This window comes from Delftia tsuruhatensis (assembly GCF_903815225.1).
GTDB classification, from domain to species: domain Bacteria; phylum Pseudomonadota; class Gammaproteobacteria; order Burkholderiales; family Burkholderiaceae_C; genus Comamonas; species Comamonas tsuruhatensis_A.
Genome location: NZ_LR813084.1, coordinates 4,343,855 through 4,366,551 on the forward strand (window position 1 = coordinate 4,343,855; position 22,697 = coordinate 4,366,551).

The window sequence follows — 22,697 nt, forward strand, 5'->3', positions numbered from 1 at the left end:
TTGAGAAGAAACCTCCCGTGAGCAATGCCCGCTACCGCGCCTTCGCCGCCGTCGCCCACCATGGCAGTCTCAGCGCCGCCGCCCGCGCGCTGGGCGTGAGCCAGCCCACCATCTCCACCCAGATCGCCACGCTGGAACGGCAAAGCCGGGTCGAGCTGTTCCACCGCCGTGGCTACCGCATGACGCTGACGGGCGCGGGAACCAGGCTGCTGGCCATGGCGCAGAAGATCATGGCGCTGGAAGCCGAGGCCGAGTTCTTCCTGCGCGACTCGGGCCAGTTGCACCAGGGTGAGCTCAAGATCGGCGCCGTCGGGCCGTTCCATGTGATCGAGATGGTGGCCGCCTACCGGAGCCGGCACCCGGGCATGCGGCTGTCGATTCGCATGGGCAATTCACAACAGGTGCTGTCCGACCTGGAGCGCTATGCCACCGACGTGGCCGTGCTGGCCGGCCTGCACGAGCGGCCCGAGCTGATGGCCCGGGAATACGCGCGCCACGCCATCATCCTGTTCGCCCATGTGGCCCATCCGTTCGCGCAGCGCAGCGAGATCGCCCTGGAGGAGCTGCGGGGCCAGCCCCTGCTGCTGCGGGAGCATGGCTCCACCACCCGCACCGCGCTGGAGGCCGTGCTGCAGGCCGCAAGCATCCAGCCGCGCACCGACCTGGAGATCGGCAGCCGCGAAGCCATCCGCGAAGCCGTGGCGCGCGGCCTGGGCCTGGGTGCCGTGTCCGAGGCGGAATTCATTCCCGACCCGCGCTTTCGCCCGCTGCGCATCGCGGGCGACCCGGCCAGTACCACGACCTATGTCTACTGCATGCGCGAGCGCGGGGACAGCCTGCTGGTGAGATCCTTTCTGGAGGCCATCTAGCCGTTGTCGGCAACGATTGATCTGAAATGGGTCACGCGCCCCTGCGCCCAGGCCACGGTCTCGTGCAAACCGAGGCGGTATGGCGTGCGAATGCCCGTCCAGCGCGCATTGTCCGCAGCCACATGGCTCAAGGCCTGCAGCGCGCTGGCGATGCCATCGAGCCGGTCCCCCAGGACCAGGGCCATTTTTTCCAGATGGAGTTCCGCCTGGGGCAGGTGCAATTCGACCATGCGCCAGTCGAACAGATCACGCGCTGTGAGCGTGCCTCCACGGTAGAACAGCTTTTTCGCCAGCACTTCCGCGACGGGCTCCAACGCGAAGCAGCTATCAGAGGAGTGCTCTTCGGGCAGACCCAACAGTGAAGTGCTGACGATGTAGTCGATCTCCCCTTGCGCCAGCTCCAGCTCCAGCTTCAGCGAAGAAGTGCCTTCGTGGTAGGCGGACACCAGATCCTCGATGGCATCGTTCAGCCTGGGCGTGAGATAGCCGAGCCATTGAGGATCATGGAAAAACAAGTCCACGTCATCGCTGATCCGGTGCTCCATGGCCAGCATGAGGCGCGTGCCCCCTCCAAGCGCGGGATGAAAAGCCGTGTTGGCCATCTTGGCGGCCCGTTCGTTGGCTAGGCGTGCCACACGCTCCAGTTCACGCCAGGAGCCGCTGTGCTTGTGCCGCAGGACGTCGGCGGCCGTGACCGGCTTCAATCCAGGGCCCCCACGGTCTGCTCCCATGCAGCAGACTTCATGCCCCCCAGGCACAAGGTTTCTTCATAGAGCCGGTTCACCGATGCCAAGGGGACATTTTCCTGCGCCGCGCATTGCAGGATCAGGCTGGGATCGACCTCGGTGAACAGCATCGCCAGGATGTCGTTCGCATCGCCGCAGGCGGCTGACAGATGGCCTTGCTGCAAAGAGACCACCACGTCCTGCGCACTCAGGACGCGCCCATAGGGCGCATTCATGTGGGTGGCAATGAGCGAGGCAGCGGACATGGTGGTCTTGCGTGATGGCGTGCCTCGATTTTAGGCACATGGCCGAGCTCCTGCCAGTGCGCTGGCGCAGCAGCCTCACGCGATCCGGAACACCTGCGAATCCCCGCCCCCCACCCGCTCGAACCGCTGGCACACCAGCGGATCGTGGCCGGGCACGATGCGGTCCGCGCCATCGGCCAGGCTTTCGATGAGCGCGTAGCCGCGCTCCATGTCGGGCCGGCTGTGCAGGGCGGGGAAGGGATTGCGCCGCCGCAGGTTCTCGTCGTAGTGCGCCGCGCCCGAGGCCAGCACGACCCAGCCCTTGCGCGTGTGCACGCGCACCACCTGCAGGCCGTCGGTATGGCCGCCGACGCGGTGCAGCTCGATGCCGGGCGCGATCTCGTGCCGGCCGTCGACCAGCAGCACCTGGCCGGCATGGATGCGCCGCAGCACCACGGCGATGTCGTCCACCTCGAAGAAGTGGCGGGCGCTGCGCTCGCACATGCAGCGGCCCGTGGCGTACTGCATTTCGCGCTCCTGCAGCCAGATGCGCGCCTGCGGGTACTGGTCGACACCGCCGGCGTGGTCGTAGTGCAGGTGGGTGATGGCCAGATCCGCGACCTGCCCCGGCTCCACGCCCAAAGTGCGCAGCGACTCGGCCACGGGGCGCAGGAAACCGCGGTCCCGCGCCAGCGCCGCCGCCGGGCTGAAGCCCGTGTCCACCAGCAGCAGCTGCGCATGGCCACGCACCAGCCAGACGAAGAAATCCAGCGCCATTGGCGCGTGCGGATCCCCCTCCACGGGGTCGATGAAGTTGCTTTGCCGCGCGCGCAGCACGCTGGCGTAGCGGATGGCAAAGACCTCGTATTCAGGTTCCATGGCCGCCCTGCCCCGCCCTACTTGCGCACCAGCGAGCGTGTGCCCACCTTGGCCAGCGCATAGGTGTCGTAGACCCAGTGCAGATTGTTGGGCGAGCAGTCCTCGTTGCTGATGCGCTGCGCGCCCGCGCCCGTGACGATGGACATGCGGCCCTTTTCCTGGGCGATGCGCATGGCGGCCAGCGCCACCGCGCTGTTGCCCAGCTCGGTCACGGCATCGACCTTGTCGCGGTCGAACCATTCGCGCGTGCGGGTGGAGGCGATGTCGGCCTTGTTCTGGTGGTCGGCCGACACGATCTCGATGGGCATGCCCAGGACCTTGCCCCCGAACTCCTCGACCGCCAGTTCCGTGGCCGTGATCGAGCCCTTGCCCACGTTGTCCATGACCGGGCCGTTGATGTCGGTGAGCACGCCGATGCGCACCACGCCGTCCGAGATCCGGGGTGCGCCAGATTGCGCGCAGACCGGCGCCTGCGCCCCTGCGAGGGCCAGGGCCATCGCTGCTGCATGCGTGAGTTTCATGTCCGTCTCCTTGTGCGAGGGATGGCGGCCGGTTCAGGCCATGATCCGGTCCAGGACCGGCAGCAGGTGGGCGATGAAGGCGTCCGGTGCCTCGCTCATGGGAAAGTGGCCCAGGCCCTTCATGAGGGTCAGTTCCGCCCCCGGTATGCGCTCGGCGAGCTGGCGCGAGTCCTCAGGCGTGCAGGAGTAGTCGAACTCGCCCGTGAGCAGGTGCAGCGGGCATTGGCGCGTATCGATGTCCTGCACCCGTTCGCGCAGGTCGCCCTCGGCCTTGTAGAAGTGCAGATCGCCCTGGAACACGCCCGGCCCTGCCTGCATGTAGTGCCACAGCGTCTCCCATCGGTCCTCATCGCGGGCCGTGGGCCTGCGCATCGGCCCTGAGCCGGAAGGTCCAGCGCGGCATGACGAAGGGGCCCCGGGCCAGGGCGTGGATGCGGCCATCGCGCAGCTCCACCAGCAGCTCGTCGTCCCCGCTTTGCAGCATGAAGACCCCATTCACATGGCGGCCCCGGTGCTGCAGCCAGGGGTCGATGCCGGGGATGGGGATGGGGGTGCTCATGCGGTCTCCTGCCCCTGGCCCGCAATCACGCGGACCATGACGGGGTAGTAGCTGTGCGCGTAGCCGGCCTCCACGCAGCGCTGCAGCTGGGCGGCCGTCGATTGCGAGATCTCGTTGGGCAGCCCCACGGCATCGGACAGGGACAGGGCCAGCCCCATGTCCTTGAGCGCATAGGCGGCCGAGAACATCTTCTCGGGAAACACATCCCTGGCCAGGTGGTTGGCACCCGTGAGCCTGAGCGCGAACGACGCGGCCGAGCCCAGCTCCAGCGCCTGCCCCAGCAGCGCGCGCGAGACGCCCGCGCGCTCGGCGATGGCAAAGGCCTGGGCCAGGGCATGCACGGTGTCGAGCAGCACCATGTTGTTCATGATCTTCACCACCTGGCCGCAGCCCACGGGGCCGCAGTGCAGCACATCGCTGCCCATGCAGGCCAGCCAGGGCTTCAAGGCCTCGAACTGCGCGGGCTCGGCGCCCACCGTGATCAGCAGCGTGCCGTGGGCCGCCGCCTCGCGGCTGCGCGCCACGGGTGCATCGACCAGGTCGATGCCGCGCTGTGCCAGTTGCCGCGCCAGCGCCCGCGTGCGCTCCACGTCGCTGGTACCCATGTCCACGATGGTCCGCAGCGCGCCCGCATGGGCCGCCAGCCCGTCCTCGCCCAGGCAGACGGACTCGACCTGGGCTATGGACGGCAGCGACAGGAACACGGTCTGCGCCTCGCGGGCGATCTGCGCGAGGCTGCTGGCCTGCACGCCCTCGCCCGCCAGCGCGTGGATGCCGTCCATGCAGCGGTCGGCGGCCAGCACGCGGGCCCCTGATTTGCGTGCGAGATGGGCACACATGCCCGCGCCCATGACGCCCACGCCGATGAAACCCAGAACCGTCATGCCAGACCTCCTTGGCGCACGCACTTGACCTTCAGGAACTCACGCAGCCCCTCGATGCCGCCTTCCGAGCCCAGGCCGCTGTCCTTGCTGCCGCCAAAGGGCGTCTCGGGCAGCGAGGCCTGCAGCTCGTTGATGCAAACCACGCCGCTGTCGATCTCGCTGGCGAAGCGGTGGGCCAGCTGCATGTGTTCGGTGAAGGCATAGGCGGCCAGGCCGAAGGGCAGGCTGTTGGCCTCGTGCAGCGCCTCGTCGGCATCACGGACGGGGATCATCAGCGCCACCGGCCCGAAAGGCTCCAGGCGCGAGACCTCGGCACGCTTGTCGCGCACGGCCAGCACCGTGGGCTCGTAGAAGAAGCCCGGGCCCTCGATGGCCTGGCCGCCCAGCAGCAGGCCGGCACCCGCGTCCCGGGCATTGGCCACCAGCCCGGCGATGGCGCTGCGCCGCCGCGGGTTCTTGAGCGGCCCCATCTGGCAGGAGGGCTCGAACGGATCGCCCACGCGCAGCCGGGCCGCGTGCGCGACGAACCGGTCGCAGAATGCCCCGTAGACGCTTTCATGGACCAGGAAACGCGTGGGTGAGGTGCAGACCTGGCCCGCGTTGCGGAACTTGGCCGCCACGGTGGCGGCCGCCACACGGTCCAGGTCCGCATCGTCCCAGACGATGACCGGCGCATGGCCGCCCAGCTCCAGCGTGGCCTTCTTCATGTGGGCGGCCGCCATGGCGCCCAGTTGCCGGCCCACCGAGGTCGCGCCCGTGAAGGTGACCATGGCGATGGCCTCGGCCGCGCACAGCTGCTGCGCGATCCCGGCAGGATCGCCAAAGACCATGTTCACAAGGCCGGCCGGTGTCCCGGCGCGCTGCATGGCCCGCGCGATGAGCAAGGCCACGCCGGCCGTCTCCTCGGACGGCTTGAGCACGATGGCGCAACCGGCCGCCAGCGCGGCGCTGATCTTGCGCGCCGGCGTGATGGCCGGCGCATTCCAGCCGGCAAAGCCGGCGACCACGCCGCGCGGCTCCAGCTGCACGATCTGCCGGATGCCCGGCGAGCGCGCGGGAATCACCCGGCCATACAGCCGCCGCGCCTCCTCGGCCGCCCACTCGAACATCTCGGCGGCCACATCGACCTCCTTGTCCGCTTCGGCCAGGGGCTTTCCCAGCTCCAGCGTGATCTGGCGCGCCATGGCCTCGCGGCCCGCACGCATCTCGGCGGCGATGGCACGCAACAGCGCCGAGCGCTCGGTGGCACCGCTGTGCCGCCAGGACTGGAAGGCCCGCAGCGCGCAGCGCATGGCCTGCTCCACGTCGCCGGGGCTGGCATGGGCATGGCGGCCCAGGCACTGGCCGGTGGATGCAGAAATGACCTCGAGGACCGGCTCGCCCGTTCCGCTGCAAAACCGGCCGTCGATGAATTGGGAATACTCCATGGGCGCTTGCTCCATCATTCGAGAACGATGTGGGTGGTCTGGATGATTCCCGCCCAGTGCGCGGACTGCTGCTGGATGTATTCCTTGAACTGGTCGGGCGTGCCGGTGAATGGGTACTGGTCCAGCGAAAGCAGCTTGGCCTTGACCTCGGCGCTGCCCATGATCTCGTTGACCGCCGCATTCAGGGTCCGCACGACATCGGGGGACATGCCGGCCGGCCCCATCAGCCCATTCCACGGTTCTGCCGCAAAACCCGGAAACTCCTTTTGCCCGATCACCGCGATACCGGGGCTGCCGCGGTCCGGCGAGGCGCTGGCCGATGCCAGGATGCGCAGCTTGCCGGCCTGGGCCTGGGGCAGTGCCACCACGCCGGCCAGAAAGGCGAAATCCACGCGCCCCGCGATCAGGTCGCCGATGGCGGCGGAATCGCCCTTGTAGGGCACATGCAGCGCATGGATGCGGGCTCCGCTCTTGAACCATTCGCCGGCCAGGTGATTGACCGCCCCATTGCCCGCCGAGGCATAGGTCAGCTGGTGTTCCTTTCCCCGGCCGTAGGCGATCAGGTCGCCATAGGTCCTGAACCGGGACGCGGCAGGCACCGCCAGGTAATAGGGATAGCTGGCCACCAGCGCGATCGATGTGAAGTCCTTGATCGCGTCGTACTGGATGCCCTTGTGGATGGCCGGAATGATGGACAGCGTGCTGCTGCTGCCGATCATCAGCGTGTAGCCGTCGGGCGCGGCCTTCCTGACCAGGTTGGCGGCCACGGCGCCGCTGGCGCCGGGACGGTTGTCCACGATGAAGCTCTGCCCGAATTTCTGCGTGAGCCTTTCCGCCAGGACCCGCGCGACGATGTCCGTGGGCCCGCCTGCGGAAAAGCCCACGAGGATGGTCACGGGCCTGTCCGGATAGCCCGCGGCCAGCGCGCCGGCCGATGCCAGGGCCGCACCCGTGGCCAGTGCAGTCCGCAGGAACGTCCGCCTGTGGTGATGGTGCATGGTTGTGTCTCCTCGGTCGGTGCAGGCTCAGAGCCTGATCTTTTCGACGGCGTTGATGCCGGCCCAGAAGTCGGTGAGGCAGGAGGTGTCCTGCCCCGCCCTGCCGGCCGCCAGGGCCATCCTGAAGATGTTGCGCGTGGCATCGCACACCGGCAGCGCCACCTGGGCGGCCGCACCGGCCTGGGAGGCCAGCGAGATGTCCTTGTAGCCCAGCGCGATGTCGAAGCCCGGCGACAAGTCGCTGGCCAGGACCTTGTTCGGCCACTTTTCCTTGAGCTGGCCATTGCTGGCCGTGGTGTTGACCAGCACCTCCAGGGTCTTGGCGATGTCCAGGCCCAGCGATTTCGCAAGCACCAGCGCCTCGGAATTGATCTGGCAATAGCACAGCACCATCATGTTGTTGATGAGCTTGGTGCGCGTGCCGCTGCCCGGGCCGCCGCAGTGGTGGACGGTCGTGCCCATCTTGCGCAGCACGGGCTGCACCGCGGCGAGATGGCGCTCTTCGATGCCCAGCATGAACAGCGATTCGCCCCGGTCGGCATGCAGGGCCAGCCGCCCCACGGGGGCATCGCCGAAAGCGATGCCGCGCTTTGAAAATGCAGCACGGACATGGTCCACGGTTTCCACATCGACCGTGCTCATGTCGATATAGAGGGCGCCGGGTTGCAGATGCTGGATGATGCCCTGGCCACCCAAGGCCACCTCGCGCACCTGGCGAGGTCCGGGGAGCATGGTGAAAACCAGGTCCGCGCCCTCGCAAAGGCTGGCCACGTCCTTTGCGCGCCTGGCGCCCTGCTCTACGATTTTCGATACCGCACGGTCATCGATATCGAAGACCGTGACGGGCTGCCCGTTTCTCAAAAGCGAGCGCGCCAGGGAGCATCCCATGCGGCCCAGTCCGATGAATCCAATCTCCATGTCCACTCCTTGTGAGCAGACTCCAATCTATGCCTCGGGCCTTTGGGAGAGCGGGACAAATTATCGTCAAGCCATGAGTTTTTGGCAGATCTGGGATCACCCGCTGCCGATGCTCAGAACAGGCTGCGCTGCGCCAGCAACAGCGAGGGGTGGTAGAGGCTGCAGTCCAGCCGCAGCGGCTCGCGATTGAAGCCGTGGCGCCGGCAGGCCAGCGCGAAGCGCTGGCGCAGCAGATCGGCCCAGTGGCCCGTGCCTTTCATGCGCTGGCCGAACTCGGCGTTGTACACGCGGCCGGCCTCGCGCTGTTCACCCTGGATGCCATGCAGGTCGCGCACGCGCTCCATCACGCGGCGGGCGCGATCGGGGTAGTGCAGCTGCAGCCATTGCTCGAACAGCGGGGCCACTTCCCAGGGCAGGCGCAGCACGGCGTAGAAGGCATGGCGCGCTCCGGCGTCAGCGGCGGCCTCCAGCACCTTCTCCAGGTCCTCGTTGATGAAGGGAATCTGCGGGGCCAGGCTCACGCCCACCGGCACGCCTGCATCGGCCAGCGCACGGATGGTGCGCAGCCGGCGGTGCGGCGCGGCGGCGCGCGGCTCCAGCCGGCGGGCCAGGTCGGCGTCCAGCGTGGTCAGCGTGATGTGTACCGAGGCCAGGCCCTGGCGCGCCAGCGGTGCCAGCAGGTCGAGGTCGCGCTCCACACCGCTGCCCTTGGTGACGATGGAAAACGGGTGGCGCGCCTCGGCCAGTACCTCGATGAGTCGGCGCGTCAGCCCCAGTTCGCGCTCGACAGGCTGGTAGCAGTCGGTGACCGAACCCAGCATCACGGGCTCGGCCACATGGCTGGCGCGCGACAGTTCGGCACGCAGCAGCTCGGGCAGGTTCTGCCTGGCGATCAGCCGGGTCTCGAAGTCCAGGCCCGGCGACCAGCCCAGGTAGCTGTGCGTGGGCCGGGCATAGCAGTAGATGCAGCCGTGCTCGCAGCCCCGGTAGGGATTGAGTCCCATGTGAAACGGCAGGTCGGGCGACTGGTGGCGGCTCAGTGCCGAGCGCGCCTGCTCCCAGCGCAGCTCGGTGCGCATCGGTGCGGCCTCTTCGCCTTCTGCCGGCGCATCAAGGCTGCCCCAGCCATCGTCGAAGGCCTCGCGCGGGTCGGTGGTGAAGCGGTGCGCCAGCTGGCTGGACGCACCCCGGCCCTTGATGGCATGCAGGGCAATCAGGGACGGATCCGCAGGCGGGTTGGAACTGTGGCGCATGATTTGACTGTATATAAATACAGCCCAGTCACCAACCCCATTCCCATGCCTGCGGCTGCAAAGTGGATTTCCCGGGCTTGGCAAGTCCGGCGGCCAATCCGCACCTCATCGTGCGGGATCGCTTGGCGAAAGCGTGGCCAGGCTGCACAATGGCCCTATCGCACCAACTTGGTGCCTTTCTCTTTTCTGAAGATGCCTTGGCCCGGACAACCCCGTTGCCCGGGCTTTTGTCCGTTTGAGCGCCGCTGCCCGCACCGCAGGCGGCGCAAGCACACAAGGGAGCCACACCATGGAGCGCAAGCCCCACATCATCCTTTCGTCCCTGGACCTGGAGCGCATCGAGGCCCTGCTGGACAAGCAAGCCGCCTTCCCGGGCCGTGAGGCACTTGAAGCGGAACTGGACCGCGCCGACGTGCTCGAGCCCAAGGAAATGCCGCCCCACGTGGTGACCATGAACTCCACCGTGCGCTTCACGATGCTGGAGTCGGGCAAGAGCAATACGCTGACCCTGGTCTATCCCAGGGAGATGGATGGCAGCAGCGACAAGGTGTCGGTGTTCGCGCCCGTGGGCATCGCCCTGCTGGGCCTGAGCGTGGGCGACCAGTTCCGCATGCCCAGCCCCACGGGCCAGGTCACCGTGCGCGTGGACGCGATCGAATTCCAGCCGGAAAGCGCGGGCGAATTGCACCGCTGAAAGCTGCTGTGCAGGTCAAGAAAGGCAGCCGCGGGCTGCCTTTTTGCTGATGGGCCGCGCCTCAGCGCAGCCCGGCCAGGAAGGCCGCGATCAGTCCGGTACCGACCAAGCCCGCCTGCCAGCGCAGCGCCATGTGCCAGCTGGGCACGTGGCGCTCCACACGCTCATACAGCAGATGACCCGCCACGATGGACAGCCCGAAGGCCGTGAACATGCCCAGCAGGGCCGCGGGAATGGACTGGGGCCAGAAGTGGCTCTCCACGGCGTTGACCAGCAGGCAGACCGAGAAGTGCACGAGGAACACCGAGTACGAGATCTGGCCGAGCCGGCGCAGCGGTGCCCAGCCTTGCGCCTGGGCGAATGCGGGGCTGCGCATGGCGGCGGCCAGGGCGAGGGCCGTGGCGCCGGCCAGCGCGATGCGGTCACGCCACTCCAGGGACAGGGCTGCCACGACCAGGGCCGCGATCAGCAGCGACCAGCTCCAGGCCGCCGAAGCCCTGGGCGCGTGCGCGGCCCAGTAGGCCATCATGCCCAGCCCGTACGCGCCAAAGAAGTACGGTGCCCAGACATCCCATTGCGCATCGAGGTTGAAGCCCAGCAGCGAAGCCGCCGTGCCCGCCAGCACCAGCGCCTGCGCGCCGCTCAGCGCCCAGGGCCACCAGCGTGCCTGGGCCTGGGCGCCGAAGCGCCGGCGAAACAGCGCCGCGCCCCAGCGCGTGCCGGCCAGCAGCAGTGCCGTCAGCGCGAACAGCTGGAAGTCGATGGACACGTACCAGACGCCGGCGGACAGGGACTCCTCGCCCACGATGTTCTGCAGCAGCAGGGCGTGCGCCACCAGTTGCCACAGGTCGGGCTCGCCCGAGACCGAGGCATGGTCGAACCAGGGCCGCACGGCGGCCGACACCACGATGGCCACGACCAGGGCTACGGCGTAGGGGACGACCAGGCGCACGAAGCGGCGCCCGATCCGGGGCCAGGGATCGCCGTGCCGACCATGGCCCTCGGGCGCCATGCTGGCCGCGGCCAGGTAGCCTCCCAGCACCAGGAAGATCTGCACGGCCATGCGCGCGTATTCGTACAGCCAGTCGATGGTGCCCGGCATGGCCGGATGGGCGATATCAGACATGGGGCCGTAGAAGGCCAGGTGGTGCCAGATGATGGCGGCACAGGCCAGGCCCTTGGTGCAGTCGATCAGGGCGCTGCGGCTAGCGTGAGACATGGGGGCAATCTGCTCTCGGAACGGAACGCGGGAAGGCACCGGGCCCGGACCGCCTGGCCGCAAGCCCGCAAAGGCGCCATTGTGCGCCTTTTGACCAGGTCTTGCAGAAAGCTGACGTCACCCGCATCCCACGGCCCGGACCACCCGGCGGACGCGCAGGCACAATGCATGGCATGACGCAATCCAAACCTCTTCCGGCGTTGAACCGGCAGTTCGTCTCGCATTTCGGCGAGATGGGCAGTCGCTGGGGCATCAACCGCACGGTAGGCCAGATCTACGCACTGTTGTTCCTGTCGCCCGAGCCGCTCAATGCCGACCAGATCGCCGAGACGCTGGAGTTCTCGCGCTCCAACGTGAGCATGGGGCTCAAGGAATTGCAGGCCTGGCGCCTGGTGCAGTTGCGCCACCAGCCCGGGGACCGGCGCGAGTATTTCGAGGCGCCGCAGGACGTCTGGGAGATCTTCCGCCGACTGGCCGAGGAGCGCCGCCGCCGCGAGATCGAGCCTACCCAGTCCATGCTGCGCGCGGCCATGCTGGAGGAAGTCTCCACCGAGGAAGAGCGCTACGCCCAGCAGCGCATGCGCGACATGTACGAGCTGATCGAGCGGCTCATGAACTGGTTCGACGACGTGCAGCGCCTGTCGCCCGAGACCGCCATGCAGCTCATGGGCATGGGCACGGCCGTGACGCGGCTGCTGGAGATCAAGGACCGCATCACGGGCGGCAAGGGCCGCGCCAAGGCGGACGACACCGACGATTGAATCCAACAACGCGGCATCAGCGGTCAGCACGCGCAAAAAATGACGCGGCCCAAAGCGAGGGACACCGAGCAAGGGCCTAAGCCGGCCGCGCCGCCCCGCCGCGAGGGTGTCGTCCCCCTCCCGCGTAGCGAGAGAGGGGGAAGCGGCGCAAGCCGCTCAGGGGGTGCCTCACTTCTCACGGGCCATCAATTCGCGGCGCGTGGCCTCGTCATCCATCAGTTCGTACCACATCGCGTTGAGCACCGCGAAGGCCGCCGCCAGGGGCAGGCCGAGCAACCAGGCGAAATACCACATGGTGTTTTTTCCTCGATAGATCAATAGGAGTGGCCACGGCCTTCGATGATGGCCATGGGGTCGACCTTGCCGCGCAGCACGCTGTAGACCCAGCTCGTGTAGGCCAGGATGATGGGCACGAAGATCAGTGCGCACACCAGCATGATGAACAGCGTCACATGGCTGGACGATGAATCCCAGACCGTGAGGCTGTGCTGCGGATTCAAGGACGAGGGCAGGATGAACGGGAACATGGACGCGCCCACGCTGGCGATGATGGCCGCGATGCCCAGGCCGCTGGACAGCAGCGCCAGCCACTCGCGGCGCAGCCACATGCCCAGGGCCGCCAGCAGCGGCAGCAGCAGGCCCAGGGCCGGCACCAGGGCCAGGGCAGGCTGGGCCCGGTAGTTGGCGAACCAGGCGCCGGCCTGCAGCTCGGCCGTCTTGAACAGCGGATTGGAGGGGCCCACGGGGTTGACCACGCTGGTGATGCGGTAGCCGCCCAGCGCGGCCAGCCAGACGCCGGCCGCCGCGAACAGCACGGTGGTGGCGATGGCCGCGACCACGCCGAAGCGGCGCGCGCGGGCCGCCACCTCGCCCTCGGTCTTGAACACCAGCCAGGACGCGCCATGCATGAGCAGCATGGCCAGCGAGACCAGGCCGGCCAGCAGCGCGAACGGGTTGAGCAGGCCGAAGAACGTGCCCTCGTAGTAGATGCGCATGTCGGGCGCCAGCCGGAAGGGCACGCCCTGCAGCACATTGCCCACGGCCACGCCGAAGATCAGCGCCGGCACCACGCCGGCCATGCACAGCACGGCATCCCAGCGCGCGCGCCAGGCCGGCTCCTCGCGCTTGCTGCGGAACTTGAAGGCCACGGGGCGCAGGATCAGCGCCACCAGCACGGCGAACATGGCCAGGTAAAAGCCCGAGAACGACACGGCATACAGCTGCGGCCAGGCCGCGAAGATGGCGCCGCCGCCCAGGATGAGCCAGACCTGGTTGCCCTCCCAGACCGGGCCCACGCTGTTGATGACGACGCGGCGCTCCACATCGGTGCGGCCCACCAGCGGCAGCAGCGCACCGGCGCCCAGGTCGAACCCGTCGGTCACGGCAAAGCCGATGAGCAGCACGCCCAGCAGGCCCCACCACAGCAGACGCAGGATGTCGTAGCTGATCAGTTCGTGAAGAATCATGGTGTCAATCTCCCCGGGTCACTGCCCGCGCGCGAGTTTTTGCATCAGCGGGAAGTAGGTGGTCAGGTGCGGTGCACTTTCCTCCAGCGGTCCCTTGCGGATGGCCTTGAGCATGAGCTTCATCTCGATGACGAAGAGCACGGTGTAGATGGCGATGAAGCCGGCGATGGTCAGCAGCAGCGTGCCCGCGCCCAGGTTGGAGACGGCCAGCGCCGTGGGCAGCACGCCTTCGATGATCCAGGGCTGGCGGCCGACCTCGGCCACGATCCAGCCGCATTCGGCCGCGATCCAGGGCAGCGGGATGGCGAACACCGCCACCCTGAGCAGCCAGGGATGGGCATCCAGCCTGCGGCGCACCGACAGCCAGAAGAAAGTGGCGGTCAGCAGGATGAAGAACATGCCCAGCCCCACCATGATGCGAAAGCTCCAGAACAGCGGCCCCACGGCCGGCACCGTATCCCAGGCGGCCTGGCGGATCTGTTCGTCCGTGGCCTGGCGCGGATCGTCCATGTAGCGCTTGAGCAGCAGCGCATAGCCCAGCATGGCGCCCTTGTCCTCGAACGCCGCCCTGGCCTCGGCCGGCACCGTATCCGGCGCGCGCACGGCCCGGATGGTCTCCAGTGCGTCATAGGCCACGATGCCGTCACGCACGTACTGCTCGGTGCGCTGGACGAGGTCGTTGATGCCGGGGATCTCGGTGGTCAGCGAGCGCGTGCCGATGAAACCCATGACCCATGGGATGTGCACGGCATAGTGCGTCTCGCGCGCGGCCTTGTCGGGGAAGCCGAAGGCCGTGAAGGCGGCCGGCGCGGGTTCGGTGTCCCACATGGCCTCGATGGAGGCCAGCTTCATCTTCTGGTGCTCGGACGACAGGTAGCCGCTTTCATCGCCCAGCACCACCACCGACAGCGCCGCGGCCAGGCCGAAGGAGGCGGCCACCGTCATGGAGCGGCGCGCCAGGTGGATGTGCCGCCCCTTGAGCAGGTACCAGGCCGAAATGCCCAGCACGAAGATGGCAGCCGTCACATAGCCGGCCGACACCGTGTGCACGAACTTGGCCTGGGCCACCGGGTTGGTGAGCACGGCGAAGAAGTCGGTGACCTCCATGCGCATGGTCTGCGGATTGAACTGCGCGCCCACGGGGTTCTGCATCCAGCCGTTGGCGATCAGGATCCACAGCGCCGAGAAGTTGGAGCCCAGGGCCACGCACCAGGTGGCCACCAGGTGCCCGACCTTGCTCATGCGGTCCCAGCCGAAGAAGAACAGGCCCACGAAGGTGGCCTCCAGGAAGAAGGCCATCAGCCCCTCGATGGCCAGCGGCGCGCCGAAGATGTCGCCCACGTAGTGGCTGTAGTAGCTCCAGTTCATGCCGAACTGGAACTCCATCACGATGCCCGTGGCCACGCCCATCGCGAAGTTGATGCCGAACAGCACGCCCCAGAACTTCGTCATGTCGCGCCAGATGGTGCGGCCCGTCATCACGTAGACCGTCTCCATGATGGCGATGATCACGGCCAGGCCGATGGTCAGCGGCACGAACAGAAAGTGGTAGAGCGCCGTTACCGCGAACTGCAGCCGCGATAGATCGACGATGTCGAGGTCCATGGTGAGATCCTTTCTCTCGGGTACTTGGTATGAATTCCTTGCCGCCGCCCTGCGCTCAGCCTGCGGTGTCCACGCCGTCCTGGCGCAGGCGCTCCAGCGCCGCCTCGAACGCCAGCGTGCCCCGCCGGGCCTCGGACACCACCACGCCATCGCCCACCCACAGCAGCCGGTCGGCCAGCCGGGCCTCGCGGCGCTTGTGGGTGGCCAGCACCACGGTGCGGCCCTGCATGGCGCCGTCCAGGCGCGCCAGCAGGTCATGGGCCGTGGCCGCGTCCAGCCCTTCGGTAGGCTCGTCCAGCAGCCAGCAGCGTGCCGGGTTCAGCAGCAGCCGCGCCAGCGCCAGGCGCCTGGCCTGTCCACCCGACAGGCCCAGGCCGCCCTCGCCCAGCGGCGTGTCCAGCCCCCGGTCCATGGCGCGCACATCGCCGGCCAGGCCGGCGATCTCCAGCGCCTGCCACAGCCGTTCGTCCGGGGCATCGGGACAGGCCAGCCGCAGGTTGTCGCGCAGGCTGTCCTCGAAGAGTTCGGTGCGCTGCGTCATCCAGGTGCAGCGCTGCGCCCGCACCTGGCCGGCCAGCGGCTCCAGCTCGCCGGCCATCAGGGACAGCAGCGTGCTCTTGCCGGCGCCGCTGGCGCCCAGCAGGGCCACGCGCTCGCCCTCCTGGATGCGCAACTGCTGCGGCAGCCCGGCACCGCGTGGCGCAACGGCCTGCTCCAGCTCCACGGCCAGGCCCGGATGAGGTGCCGCGGGCATGGCCTGGCCCGCATCGCCGGGGGAACGCAACGCAGGCGCCAGCCGGCGCGCGGCCAGCCAGCTGCGTCCGGCCTCCAGCGCGCCCCGACGCAGCGCGGCAAAGGGCTCCATGGCCGTCAACGCCAGCAGCAGGGCCAGCGCCGCCACGGGGGCGCCCAGCCGGCCGGCCTCGGCCAGCCAGCCCGCACCCAGCAGCACGCCGGCCAGGGCCAGGGCAGCGCTCAGGCCCTGCACCAGCGAGGCCCTGGCCTCGAGCCCGTGCAGTGCGCCATCTGCCTCGGCCACGCGTGCGTCCAGCACGGCGATGCGTTCGCAGTGCGCGGCCAGGGTACCGGCCATGGCCAGCTCCGCCTGCCCTGCCACCAGATCGGCCGTGCGCGCGCGCAGCGACTCCAGCGCCAGGGCGCGGCGCAGCGCCGGCCGGCGCGCGCGGCGGGCCAGCCATATCGCGCTGCCCAGGCCCGTGGCCAGCAGCCACAGCCCCAGCGCCAGGCCCAGCCACCACTGCATGAGGCCCAGCACCAGCGCCGCCACCAGCGTGGCGCCGACGGCTGCCAGCAGCGGCACGAACAGGCGCAGGTACAGGCTGTCGAGCGCGTCCACATCGGCCGTCAGCCGCTGCAGCAGGCGTGCCGGCCGCAGTCGCAGGCTCAGTGCCGCGGCGGGCACCGCCCAGCTGCGTAGCAGCCGCTCGCGCAGCGCAGCCAGCACGGCCAGCGTGGCGTCGTGCGTGGCCAGCCGTTCGGCATAGCGGGTGCCCGTGCGCCCCAGCGCCAGCAGGCGTATGCCGGCCGAAGGCATGAAGACATCGAAAACCAGGGCCGTGGCCGGCACCAGGCCGGCCAGCGCGGTCGCCGTGATGAACCAGCCCGACAGGCCCAGCAGGGCCATGCCCATGAGCACCGTGAGCAGGGCCAGCAGCGCGCCGCCCAGCCACAGGCGCCGGGGCGCCAGGCCAGCCAGGGCCGCGAGCACGGGGAGCAGGCGGGAGCGCGGCTTCATGCGGCCAGCTCCCGGGCCAGGGCATCGCCCTCATCGGGCAGCAGCTCCACCACGCGGTGCATGGCGGCGGCCAATTCGGCATCGTGGGTGGCCACGATCAGCGTGCGCCCGCGCGCCAGTTCCAGCAGCGCATCGGTGACCTGGGCGGCCGTGGCCGGGTCCAGGTGGGCCGTGGGCTCATCGACCAGCAGCAGTCCCGCATCGCGCGACAAGGCCAGCCGCGCCAGCGCCAGGCGCACGATCTCGCCGCCTGACAGGCCCGCACCGCCCTCGCCCAGCGTGGCACCGGAACGCGTCTGGGCCACCCGGCCCAGCCCGGCCAGCCGCATGGCCTGGCGCAGTTCGCCGAAAGCCAGCCCCTTGCGGCCCAGCGCCAGATTGCTGGCCACCGATCCCGCGAACACATGGGGGCTCTGCCCCATCCAGGCCATGCGCGCGCGCAGCCTGCCGGCCGACTCGCTGTCCAATCGCTGACCATCGATGGTGACATGGCCCGGCTCCACCACGGGCAGCAGCCCCGCGATCTGGGCCAGCAGCAGCGACTTGCCGCTGCCGCTGGGGCTCCACAGCGCCACATGTTCGCCGGGGCGCACATCCAGGGTCAGGGGCGCCAGCGCACAGGTGCCGCCGGGCGCCTGCGGACGCACCTGTTCCAGGCGCAAGGCGCATGCATGGCCGGCGGCCCGTCCCGGCACGGACAGTGCACCCGGCAGGGGCTGGGCATCGCGTCCCAGCGCGGCCAGCGCCTGCACGGCGGCCTCGCCCGCAGCCCGGTCATGCCAGACGGCGGACAGCTCGCGCAAAGGGTCGAAGAAGCTGGGCGCGAGTAGCAGCACGAACAGGGCCTGACCTAGCGTGAGCGTCCGGCCCCAGCTGCCGAAAGGCAGATGGCCCAGCAGATGAAAGCCCACATAGACAGCCACCATGGCCACGCCAAGGGCGGAGAACAGCTCCAGCACCGCCGACGACAGGAAGGCGATGCGCAGCACGCGCATGCTGCGCTCGCGCAGCGATTCGGCATGCGCGCGCAGGCGCCGCGCCGTGGCATCGACGGCATCCAGCGCGCGCAGCGTGGAAAGCCCCCGCAGCCGGTCCAGCAGGAAGGCGTTCATGCCGCCCAGCTCCACCATCTGCTTCTCGCTGGCCGCCTTGGCGCGCCAGCCGACGATGGCCATGAACAGCGGAATCAGCGGTGCGGCCAGCACCAGGATCAGCGCAGCCACCCAGCTTTGGCTGGCCACGGCCAGTGCCATCAGCAAAGGCACGGTGCGCACGCGCCACTGGGCGGTCTGGTAGCGCGACAGCCAGGGCACGATGGCTTCGGCCTGCTCCGCCATGGCACTGGCGGCTTGGCCCGAGGCCGCGCGCCGGCGGTCCAGCGGCGAGGTACCGGCCAGCCGGTGCAGCACCTGCCCGCGCAGGGCGCTCACCAGCGTTCGTGCCTGGAGGCTGGCGCGGCGCGCACCGCTGGCATCGCACCAGGCACGCAGCCCGCCCAGCAGCGCCACGCCACCGGCCAGGGGCCACAGCGGCTCCATGCCTGCGCCATCGGCCATGGCCTGCACGGCCAGGGCCAGCAGCAGTGCCTGGGGCAGCCACAGCAACGAAGCCAGCACCAGCAACCCCGTCCCCGCCATGGGTCGGCGCACCAGTCGCTGGAACTCGGGCATTGACGGGGTACAAGACTTGTTCATTTATTCTGAAATTTCAGTATTTACTGAAATTACACAAACAATTCTAAACATTCTTGTTCTAGGACCGGCTGACAGCGAGGGAAACCCACTGAACCAGTCGGGCGTGGCGATCCCCCTCCCCGGCCAAGGGTGTTGCAGCCGCCAATGGAAACGGCGCCCGAAGGCGCCGTGTCGAGGGGTAGGAGAAGGCCGCGTTCTCAGGCGGCGACGAGCACGCGCTCGCGCGCCTGCCGGTACTCGCGCTTGAGGCGCTCGACCAGTTGCGCCGCGCCTGTGACTTCGCGGATGGCGCCGATGCCCTGGCCGCAGCCCCAGATGTCCTTCCAGGCCTTCTTGGCATCACCGCCGAAGTTCATCTTGCTGGGATCGGACTCGGGCAGGTTCTCCGGGTCCAGGCCCGCCGCGCGGATGGAGGGAGCCAGGTAGTTGCCATGCACGCCCGTGAACAGGTTGCTGTAGACGATGTCGTCGGAGGTGCCATCGACGATGGCCTGCTTGTAGGCATCGAGGGCGCGCGCCTCATGGGTGGCGATGAAGGCCGAGCCGATGTAGGCGAAGTCCGCGCCCATGGCCTGCGCGGCCAGGATGGCGCCGCCCGAGGCGATGGAGCCCGACAGCGCCAGCGGGCCGTCGAACCACTCGCGGATCTCCTGGACCAGGGCGAAGGGACTCTTGACGCCCGCGTGGCCGCCCGCGCCCGCAGCCACGGCGATCAGGCCGTCGGCGCCCTTCTCGATGGCCTTGTGGGCGAATTTGTTGTTGATGATGTCGTGCAGCACCACGCCGCCCCAGCCGTGCACGGCCTGGTTCACGTCCTCGCGCGCGCCCAGGCTGGTGATGACGATGGGCACCTTGTACTTGGCGCACATCTGCATGTCGTGCTCCAGCCGGTCATTGCTCTTGTGCACGATCTGGTTGATGGCGAAGGGCGCCGAGGGCTGGTCGGGATGGGCACGGTCCCAGGCGGCCAGGGTCTCGGTGATCTCGGCCAGCCAGTCCTCGAGCTGCTCGGCGGGGCGCGCGTTGAGCGCCGGCATCGAGCCGACGATGCCGGCCTGGCACTGGGCGATCACGAGCTTGGGGTTGCTGATGATGAACAGCGGCGAGCCGATCACGGGCAGGGCCAGTTTCTGCAGCGCCGGGGGAAGCTTGGACATGCGTTGTCTCCGTTGGTTCTCAGTGTCTTGTCTGTCGCGGTGCCGGTTCAGAAGGCATCCATGGGCAGCGCCATCACGCTGGCGGCGCCGTGCACGATGGCATCGCGCAGGCCCGCTGCCTTGACCAGGATGTGTTCGGCGTAGAAGCGGGCAGTGGCGATCTTCGCGCGCATGAAGGCCTCGTCCTGTCCCGCCTGCAACAGCTGCTCGGCCGCCAGCAGGGCACGCGCCATCTGCCAGCCTGCGACCAGGTTGCCGGCCAGCATCAGATAGGGAACGCTGCCCGCGTACACGGCATTGGGCTCGGCCTTGGCCTGGCCCGAGACAAAGCCCACGGCCTCCACGAAGGCCTGGCGCGCAGCGGCAAGCTGGCGGGCCACGGCCAGCGCCTCGGCCGAGCCGCTGGCGGCCAGTTCGGCCTCGGTCTTCTCGATCTGGCCGGCGATGGCCAGCGCGGTCTGGCCACCATCGCGCGCTGTCTTGCGGCCCACGAGGTCGTTGGCCTGGATGGCCGTCGTGCCTTCGTAGATGGTCAGGATCTTGGCGTCGCGGTAGTACTGGGCCGCGCCCGTTTCCTCGATGAAGCCCATGCCGCCGTGCACCTGCACGCCCAGGCTGGTGACTTCCAGGCTCATCTCCGTGCTGTAGCCCTTGACCAGCGGGACCATGAATTCATAGAAGGCCGCATTGGCCTCGCGCACCTGGGCGTCGGCATGGTGATGGGCCGCATCGTAGGCGGCCGCGGCCGTGGCGGCCATGGCGCGGCAGCCCTCGGTGTAGGCGCGCATGGTCATGAGCATGCGGCGCACATCGGGGTGGTGGATGATGGTGGCGCTGGCCTTGACGCTGCCGTCCACGGGGCGGCTTTGCACGCGCTCCTTCGCATAGGCCACGGCATGCTGGTAGGCGCGCTCGGCCACGGCGATGCCCTGCACGCCCACCGCGTAGCGCGCGGCGTTCATCATGATGAACATGTACTCGAGGCCGCGATTCTCCTCGCCGACCAGGTAGCCGATGGCGCCACCGTTGTCGCCGTACTGCAGCACCGCCGTGGGCGATGCCTTGATGCCCATCTTGTGCTCGATGCTCACGCAGTGCACATCGTTGCGCGCGCCCAGCGAACCATCCTTGTTGACCAGGAACTTGGGCACGACGAACAGGCTGATGCCCTTGACGCCCTCTGGCGCGCCCGCCACGCGTGCCAGCACGAGATGGACGATGTTCCCGGCCATGTCGTGCTCGCCATAGGTGATGAAGATCTTGGTGCCGAAGACCTTGTAGCTGCCGTCAGGCTGGGGATCGGCCTTGGTGCGCACCAGGGCCAGGTCGGAGCCGGCCTGGGGCTCGGTCAGGTTCATGGTGCCGGTCCACTCGCCGGTCACCAGCTTTTCGAGGTAGGTGGCCTTGAGCTCATCGCTGCCGGCCGTCAGCAGGGCCTCGATGGCCCCGTCGGTCAGCAGCGGGCACAGCGCAAAGCTCAGGTTGGCGCTGTTGAGCATTTCCACGCAGGCCGCGCCAATCGTCTTGGGCAGGCCCTGGCCGCCGAAGTCCTGGGGGTGCTGCAGGCCCTGCCAGCCGCCTTCGGCGTACTGGCGGAAGGCCTCCTTGAAGCCGGCCGTGGTCGTGACCACGCCGTCCTTGAGGCTGGAAGGTGCCACATCGCCTGGCAGGTTCAGCGGAGCGACCACACCCTCGCACAGCTTGGCACACTCCTGCAGCACGGCCTGGGCGGTCTCCAGACCCGCCTCCTCGAAACCGGGCAGTTGCGCCACCTGGTCGATCTGCGCCAGATGCTCCATGGCGAACAGCATGTCTTTGACGGGAGCCGAGTAAGTCATTTGTTGAACCTTCCTGAACAGAACCCGGGTCGCCAGCGCTGCGCGGCGGCCCGGGACAAGGGGAACAAGGGGCGGCTTCAGTGCCTCACTGCGTGACGCGGCCCGATGCGTTGACGATGGACAAATCCACGAACTTCGAGCCCGCCTGCGAGCCCGGACGATAGGAAACCCAGTAGCCGCCCAGATCGACGGCATCGAGCCCGCGCAGCGAGGCCGCCAGCTTCTCGCGCGAGACGGGCTGGCTGCGGCGCATGGCCTCCACGATCACGCGCGCGTTCACATAGCCCTCCATCATGGCGTAGCTGACGGGCACGGTCAGTGACTTGCCGGCGGCGGTGGCCGCGTCCCTGAACTCCTTGTTCAGGCGCATGGTGACCTTGTAGGGACTGGGAACGACCTGGGCAATGGACAGACCGCTCATGAACTCCACGGGCAGGCGCTTGGCCAGTTGCTCGATATCGGCTTCCGAGGTGGCATAGATCTGGGCCGTGCCACCGGCCATGCGGTAAGCCTCGACAAACGCCGAGGTCACGGGGCTGGATGCCACCACCAGGATGGCCTGCGCCGAAGGCTGGGCCTTTTGCAACTGCGACACGGCCTTGTCCATGGCACCCTTGCCGGAGCTCAGCGCGGCGCTGACCACCAGCTTGGCCTTGGAAGGAGCAATCGCCTTGCCCACGAGTTCGGTCACGGCCTTGGCATCGGGGCGCTCGTCATGCAGCAAGGCCAGGCGGGTGATGCCCACGGTGGCCAGGTGCGATGCGATCTTGGCCATTTCCTCGGGAAGGTTGGCCCGCGTGCTGAAGACCTGGGGCGCGCTCAGCACACGGGTGTCCGTGCTCTGGTAGCCCACCAGGGAGATCTGGGCCTGGTCGAGCAGCTTGCTGTCCAGCAGGGCCGCCATGTTGCGGTTGCCGAAGTAGCCGGCCAGCACCACGGGCTTGGACTCGTCCAGCAGCTTGCGGGTCTTGTCCACGGTTTCCTCGGGATGGCCCACGTCGTCCACCGTGACCAGTTGCACGGGCTGTCCCTGCACGCCACCGGCCTTGTTGACCTGGTCGAAGTACAGGCGCATGCCCTGGGCATAGGCCCGGCCCTGCGTCGCACCGGCGCCCGACATGGGCGCCACCTGACCCACGACCCAGGCATTGGCCTCGGCGGCCAGGACCATGGCGCCACAGACAAAAGCCACGGCCGTGCGGGCCAGGCGCAAGCGCATCATCTTCATT

General features: G+C 68.6%; 22 protein-coding genes and 1 pseudogene. 3 read left to right on the forward strand and 20 right to left on the reverse strand.

Translation table 11 applies throughout. The annotated features are described in order from the left end of the window. Nucleotides 1-17: 17 nt before the first annotated feature. Complete coding sequence (locus L1Z78_RS19790; RefSeq protein WP_234638057.1) at nucleotides 18-869, forward strand: LysR substrate-binding domain-containing protein; 852 nt, start codon at nucleotides 18-20, stop codon at nucleotides 867-869. Here the strand turns inward: L1Z78_RS19790 and L1Z78_RS19795 are convergent. From L1Z78_RS19795 to L1Z78_RS19845, 11 genes and pseudogenes are all read right to left on the reverse strand, one after another. Next, on the reverse strand, nucleotides 866-1,573 hold the full coding sequence (locus L1Z78_RS19795; protein WP_234638058.1) for a nucleotidyl transferase AbiEii/AbiGii toxin family protein: 708 nt from the start codon (nucleotides 1,571-1,573) through the stop codon (nucleotides 866-868). The genes L1Z78_RS19790 and L1Z78_RS19795 overlap by 4 nt on opposite strands. After that, nucleotides 1,570-1,860: a hypothetical protein gene (locus L1Z78_RS19800; protein WP_234638059.1), complete on the reverse strand. Its 291-nt coding sequence runs from the start codon at nucleotides 1,858-1,860 to the stop codon at nucleotides 1,570-1,572. Before L1Z78_RS19800 ends, L1Z78_RS19795 begins: the two co-directional genes overlap by 4 nt. A 75-nt stretch (nucleotides 1,861-1,935) precedes the next feature. Further along, the gene (locus L1Z78_RS19805; protein WP_234638060.1) at nucleotides 1,936-2,718 is read right to left on the reverse strand and encodes an N-acyl homoserine lactonase family protein; all 783 of its coding nucleotides are present in this window, start codon (nucleotides 2,716-2,718) and stop codon (nucleotides 1,936-1,938) included. Between the two features lie 17 nt (nucleotides 2,719-2,735). Then, nucleotides 2,736-3,239: an ABC transporter substrate-binding protein gene (locus L1Z78_RS19810; RefSeq protein WP_234638061.1), complete on the reverse strand. Its 504-nt coding sequence runs from the start codon at nucleotides 3,237-3,239 to the stop codon at nucleotides 2,736-2,738. A gap of 33 nt (nucleotides 3,240-3,272) precedes the next feature. Next, nucleotides 3,273-3,602: pseudogene (locus tag L1Z78_RS19815) on the reverse strand (alpha/beta fold hydrolase); the annotation flags it as partial. Further along, complete coding sequence (locus L1Z78_RS19820) at nucleotides 3,586-3,798, reverse strand: hypothetical protein (protein WP_234638063.1); 213 nt, start codon at nucleotides 3,796-3,798, stop codon at nucleotides 3,586-3,588. The gene L1Z78_RS19820 and the pseudogene L1Z78_RS19815, both read right to left, overlap by 17 nt. Next, nucleotides 3,795-4,682, reverse strand: coding sequence for an NAD(P)-dependent oxidoreductase (locus tag L1Z78_RS19825; RefSeq protein WP_234638064.1), 888 nt, complete (start codon nucleotides 4,680-4,682; stop codon nucleotides 3,795-3,797). The genes L1Z78_RS19820 and L1Z78_RS19825 overlap by 4 nt, the downstream gene beginning before the upstream one ends. Next, the gene (locus L1Z78_RS19830) at nucleotides 4,679-6,109 is read right to left on the reverse strand and encodes an NAD-dependent succinate-semialdehyde dehydrogenase (protein ID WP_234638065.1); all 1,431 of its coding nucleotides are present in this window, start codon (nucleotides 6,107-6,109) and stop codon (nucleotides 4,679-4,681) included. The genes L1Z78_RS19825 and L1Z78_RS19830 overlap by 4 nt, the downstream gene beginning before the upstream one ends. Before the next feature lie 14 nt (nucleotides 6,110-6,123). After that, nucleotides 6,124-7,107, reverse strand: a complete 984-nt coding sequence (locus L1Z78_RS19835; protein ID WP_234638066.1) for a Bug family tripartite tricarboxylate transporter substrate binding protein — start codon at nucleotides 7,105-7,107, stop codon at nucleotides 6,124-6,126. A 27-nt stretch (nucleotides 7,108-7,134) separates the two neighbouring features. Then, nucleotides 7,135-8,025 (reverse strand): NAD(P)-dependent oxidoreductase, encoded by an 891-nt coding sequence (locus L1Z78_RS19840; protein WP_234638067.1) that lies wholly within the window; start codon nucleotides 8,023-8,025, stop codon nucleotides 7,135-7,137. 113 nt (nucleotides 8,026-8,138) lie between these two features. Then, nucleotides 8,139-9,278 carry a PA0069 family radical SAM protein gene (locus L1Z78_RS19845; RefSeq protein WP_234638068.1) on the reverse strand — a complete coding sequence of 380 codons (1,140 nt, stop codon included), beginning with the start codon at nucleotides 9,276-9,278 and terminating at the stop codon, nucleotides 8,139-8,141. A gap of 289 nt (nucleotides 9,279-9,567) precedes the next feature. On the opposite strand from L1Z78_RS19845, the gene rnk reads away from it, so the two are divergent. Next, nucleotides 9,568-9,972 carry a nucleoside diphosphate kinase regulator gene (rnk, locus tag L1Z78_RS19850; protein ID WP_234638069.1) on the forward strand — a complete coding sequence of 135 codons (405 nt, stop codon included), beginning with the start codon at nucleotides 9,568-9,570 and terminating at the stop codon, nucleotides 9,970-9,972. 61 nt (nucleotides 9,973-10,033) lie between these two features. On the opposite strand, the gene L1Z78_RS19855 is transcribed toward rnk, so the two are convergent. Then, entirely contained in the window at nucleotides 10,034-11,191 is a 1,158-nt protein-coding gene (locus tag L1Z78_RS19855) for an acyltransferase family protein (RefSeq protein ID WP_234638070.1), read from the reverse strand. A gap of 164 nt (nucleotides 11,192-11,355) precedes the next feature. Between L1Z78_RS19855 and L1Z78_RS19860 the strand changes: the two genes are divergently transcribed. Beyond that, a complete protein-coding gene (locus L1Z78_RS19860; protein WP_234638071.1) occupies nucleotides 11,356-11,952 on the forward strand; it encodes a GbsR/MarR family transcriptional regulator in 597 nt (198 codons plus the stop codon). Between the two features lie 168 nt (nucleotides 11,953-12,120). Here the strand turns inward: L1Z78_RS19860 and cydX are convergent, their stop codons facing one another. The 8 genes from cydX to L1Z78_RS19900 form a co-directional block, all read right to left on the reverse strand. Further along, nucleotides 12,121-12,246 carry a cytochrome bd-I oxidase subunit CydX gene (gene cydX, locus L1Z78_RS19865; RefSeq protein WP_234638072.1) on the reverse strand — a complete coding sequence of 42 codons (126 nt, stop codon included), beginning with the start codon at nucleotides 12,244-12,246 and terminating at the stop codon, nucleotides 12,121-12,123. Nucleotides 12,247-12,266: 20 nt separating this feature from the next. Beyond that, nucleotides 12,267-13,418, reverse strand: a complete 1,152-nt coding sequence (cydB, locus tag L1Z78_RS19870) for a cytochrome d ubiquinol oxidase subunit II (RefSeq protein WP_234638073.1) — start codon at nucleotides 13,416-13,418, stop codon at nucleotides 12,267-12,269. An 18-nt stretch (nucleotides 13,419-13,436) separates the two neighbouring features. Continuing rightward, nucleotides 13,437-15,023, reverse strand: coding sequence for a cytochrome ubiquinol oxidase subunit I (locus tag L1Z78_RS19875; RefSeq protein ID WP_234638074.1), 1,587 nt, complete (start codon nucleotides 15,021-15,023; stop codon nucleotides 13,437-13,439). Nucleotides 15,024-15,078: 55 nt separating this feature from the next. Further along, nucleotides 15,079-16,779, reverse strand: a complete 1,701-nt coding sequence (locus L1Z78_RS19880; RefSeq protein WP_234638075.1) for an amino acid ABC transporter ATP-binding/permease protein — start codon at nucleotides 16,777-16,779, stop codon at nucleotides 15,079-15,081. After that, a complete protein-coding gene (gene cydD / locus L1Z78_RS19885; protein WP_234642222.1) occupies nucleotides 16,776-18,416 on the reverse strand; it encodes a thiol reductant ABC exporter subunit CydD in 1,641 nt (546 codons plus the stop codon). The genes L1Z78_RS19880 and cydD overlap by 4 nt, the downstream gene beginning before the upstream one ends. A gap of 254 nt (nucleotides 18,417-18,670) precedes the next feature. Then, the gene (locus tag L1Z78_RS19890) at nucleotides 18,671-19,630 is read right to left on the reverse strand and encodes an NAD(P)H-dependent flavin oxidoreductase (protein ID WP_234638076.1); all 960 of its coding nucleotides are present in this window, start codon (nucleotides 19,628-19,630) and stop codon (nucleotides 18,671-18,673) included. A 47-nt stretch (nucleotides 19,631-19,677) separates the two neighbouring features. Then, nucleotides 19,678-21,468 carry an acyl-CoA dehydrogenase gene (locus L1Z78_RS19895; protein WP_234638077.1) on the reverse strand — a complete coding sequence of 597 codons (1,791 nt, stop codon included), beginning with the start codon at nucleotides 21,466-21,468 and terminating at the stop codon, nucleotides 19,678-19,680. A gap of 85 nt (nucleotides 21,469-21,553) precedes the next feature. Beyond that, nucleotides 21,554-22,696, reverse strand: a complete 1,143-nt coding sequence (locus tag L1Z78_RS19900; RefSeq protein WP_234638078.1) for an ABC transporter substrate-binding protein — start codon at nucleotides 22,694-22,696, stop codon at nucleotides 21,554-21,556. Between the last annotated feature and the right edge of the window lies 1 nt (nucleotide 22,697).

Bases quoted from the DNA above. Each gene is read 5' to 3' on its own strand.
- cydB (WP_234638073.1), bottom strand. From the start codon at position 13,418: ATGATTCTTCACGAACTGATCAGCTACGACATCCTGCGTCTGCTGTGG.
- L1Z78_RS19830 (WP_234638065.1), bottom strand. From the start codon at position 6,109: ATGGAGTATTCCCAATTCATCGACGGCCGGTTTTGCAGCGGAACGGGC.
- L1Z78_RS19880 (WP_234638075.1), bottom strand. From the start codon at position 16,779: ATGAAGCCGCGCTCCCGCCTGCTCCCCGTGCTCGCGGCCCTGGCTGGC.
- rnk (WP_234638069.1), top strand. From the start codon at position 9,568: ATGGAGCGCAAGCCCCACATCATCCTTTCGTCCCTGGACCTGGAGCGC.
- L1Z78_RS19845 (WP_234638068.1), bottom strand. From the start codon at position 9,278: ATGCGCCACAGTTCCAACCCGCCTGCGGATCCGTCCCTGATTGCCCTG.
- L1Z78_RS19810 (WP_234638061.1), bottom strand. From the start codon at position 3,239: ATGAAACTCACGCATGCAGCAGCGATGGCCCTGGCCCTCGCAGGGGCG.
- L1Z78_RS19860 (WP_234638071.1), top strand. From the start codon at position 11,356: ATGCATGGCATGACGCAATCCAAACCTCTTCCGGCGTTGAACCGGCAG.
- L1Z78_RS19820 (WP_234638063.1), bottom strand. From the start codon at position 3,798: ATGAGCACCCCCATCCCCATCCCCGGCATCGACCCCTGGCTGCAGCAC.
- L1Z78_RS19855 (WP_234638070.1), bottom strand. From the start codon at position 11,191: ATGTCTCACGCTAGCCGCAGCGCCCTGATCGACTGCACCAAGGGCCTG.
- L1Z78_RS19835 (WP_234638066.1), bottom strand. From the start codon at position 7,107: ATGCACCATCACCACAGGCGGACGTTCCTGCGGACTGCACTGGCCACG.
- L1Z78_RS19840 (WP_234638067.1), bottom strand. From the start codon at position 8,025: ATGGAGATTGGATTCATCGGACTGGGCCGCATGGGATGCTCCCTGGCG.
- L1Z78_RS19900 (WP_234638078.1), bottom strand. From the start codon at position 22,696: ATGAAGATGATGCGCTTGCGCCTGGCCCGCACGGCCGTGGCTTTTGTC.
- cydD (WP_234642222.1), bottom strand. From the start codon at position 18,416: ATGGCGGGGACGGGGTTGCTGGTGCTGGCTTCGTTGCTGTGGCTGCCC.
- L1Z78_RS19800 (WP_234638059.1), bottom strand. From the start codon at position 1,860: ATGTCCGCTGCCTCGCTCATTGCCACCCACATGAATGCGCCCTATGGG.
- L1Z78_RS19825 (WP_234638064.1), bottom strand. From the start codon at position 4,682: ATGACGGTTCTGGGTTTCATCGGCGTGGGCGTCATGGGCGCGGGCATG.
- L1Z78_RS19875 (WP_234638074.1), bottom strand. From the start codon at position 15,023: ATGGACCTCGACATCGTCGATCTATCGCGGCTGCAGTTCGCGGTAACG.
- L1Z78_RS19805 (WP_234638060.1), bottom strand. From the start codon at position 2,718: ATGGAACCTGAATACGAGGTCTTTGCCATCCGCTACGCCAGCGTGCTG.
- L1Z78_RS19895 (WP_234638077.1), bottom strand. From the start codon at position 21,468: ATGACTTACTCGGCTCCCGTCAAAGACATGCTGTTCGCCATGGAGCAT.
- L1Z78_RS19890 (WP_234638076.1), bottom strand. From the start codon at position 19,630: ATGTCCAAGCTTCCCCCGGCGCTGCAGAAACTGGCCCTGCCCGTGATC.
- cydX (WP_234638072.1), bottom strand. From the start codon at position 12,246: ATGTGGTATTTCGCCTGGTTGCTCGGCCTGCCCCTGGCGGCGGCCTTC.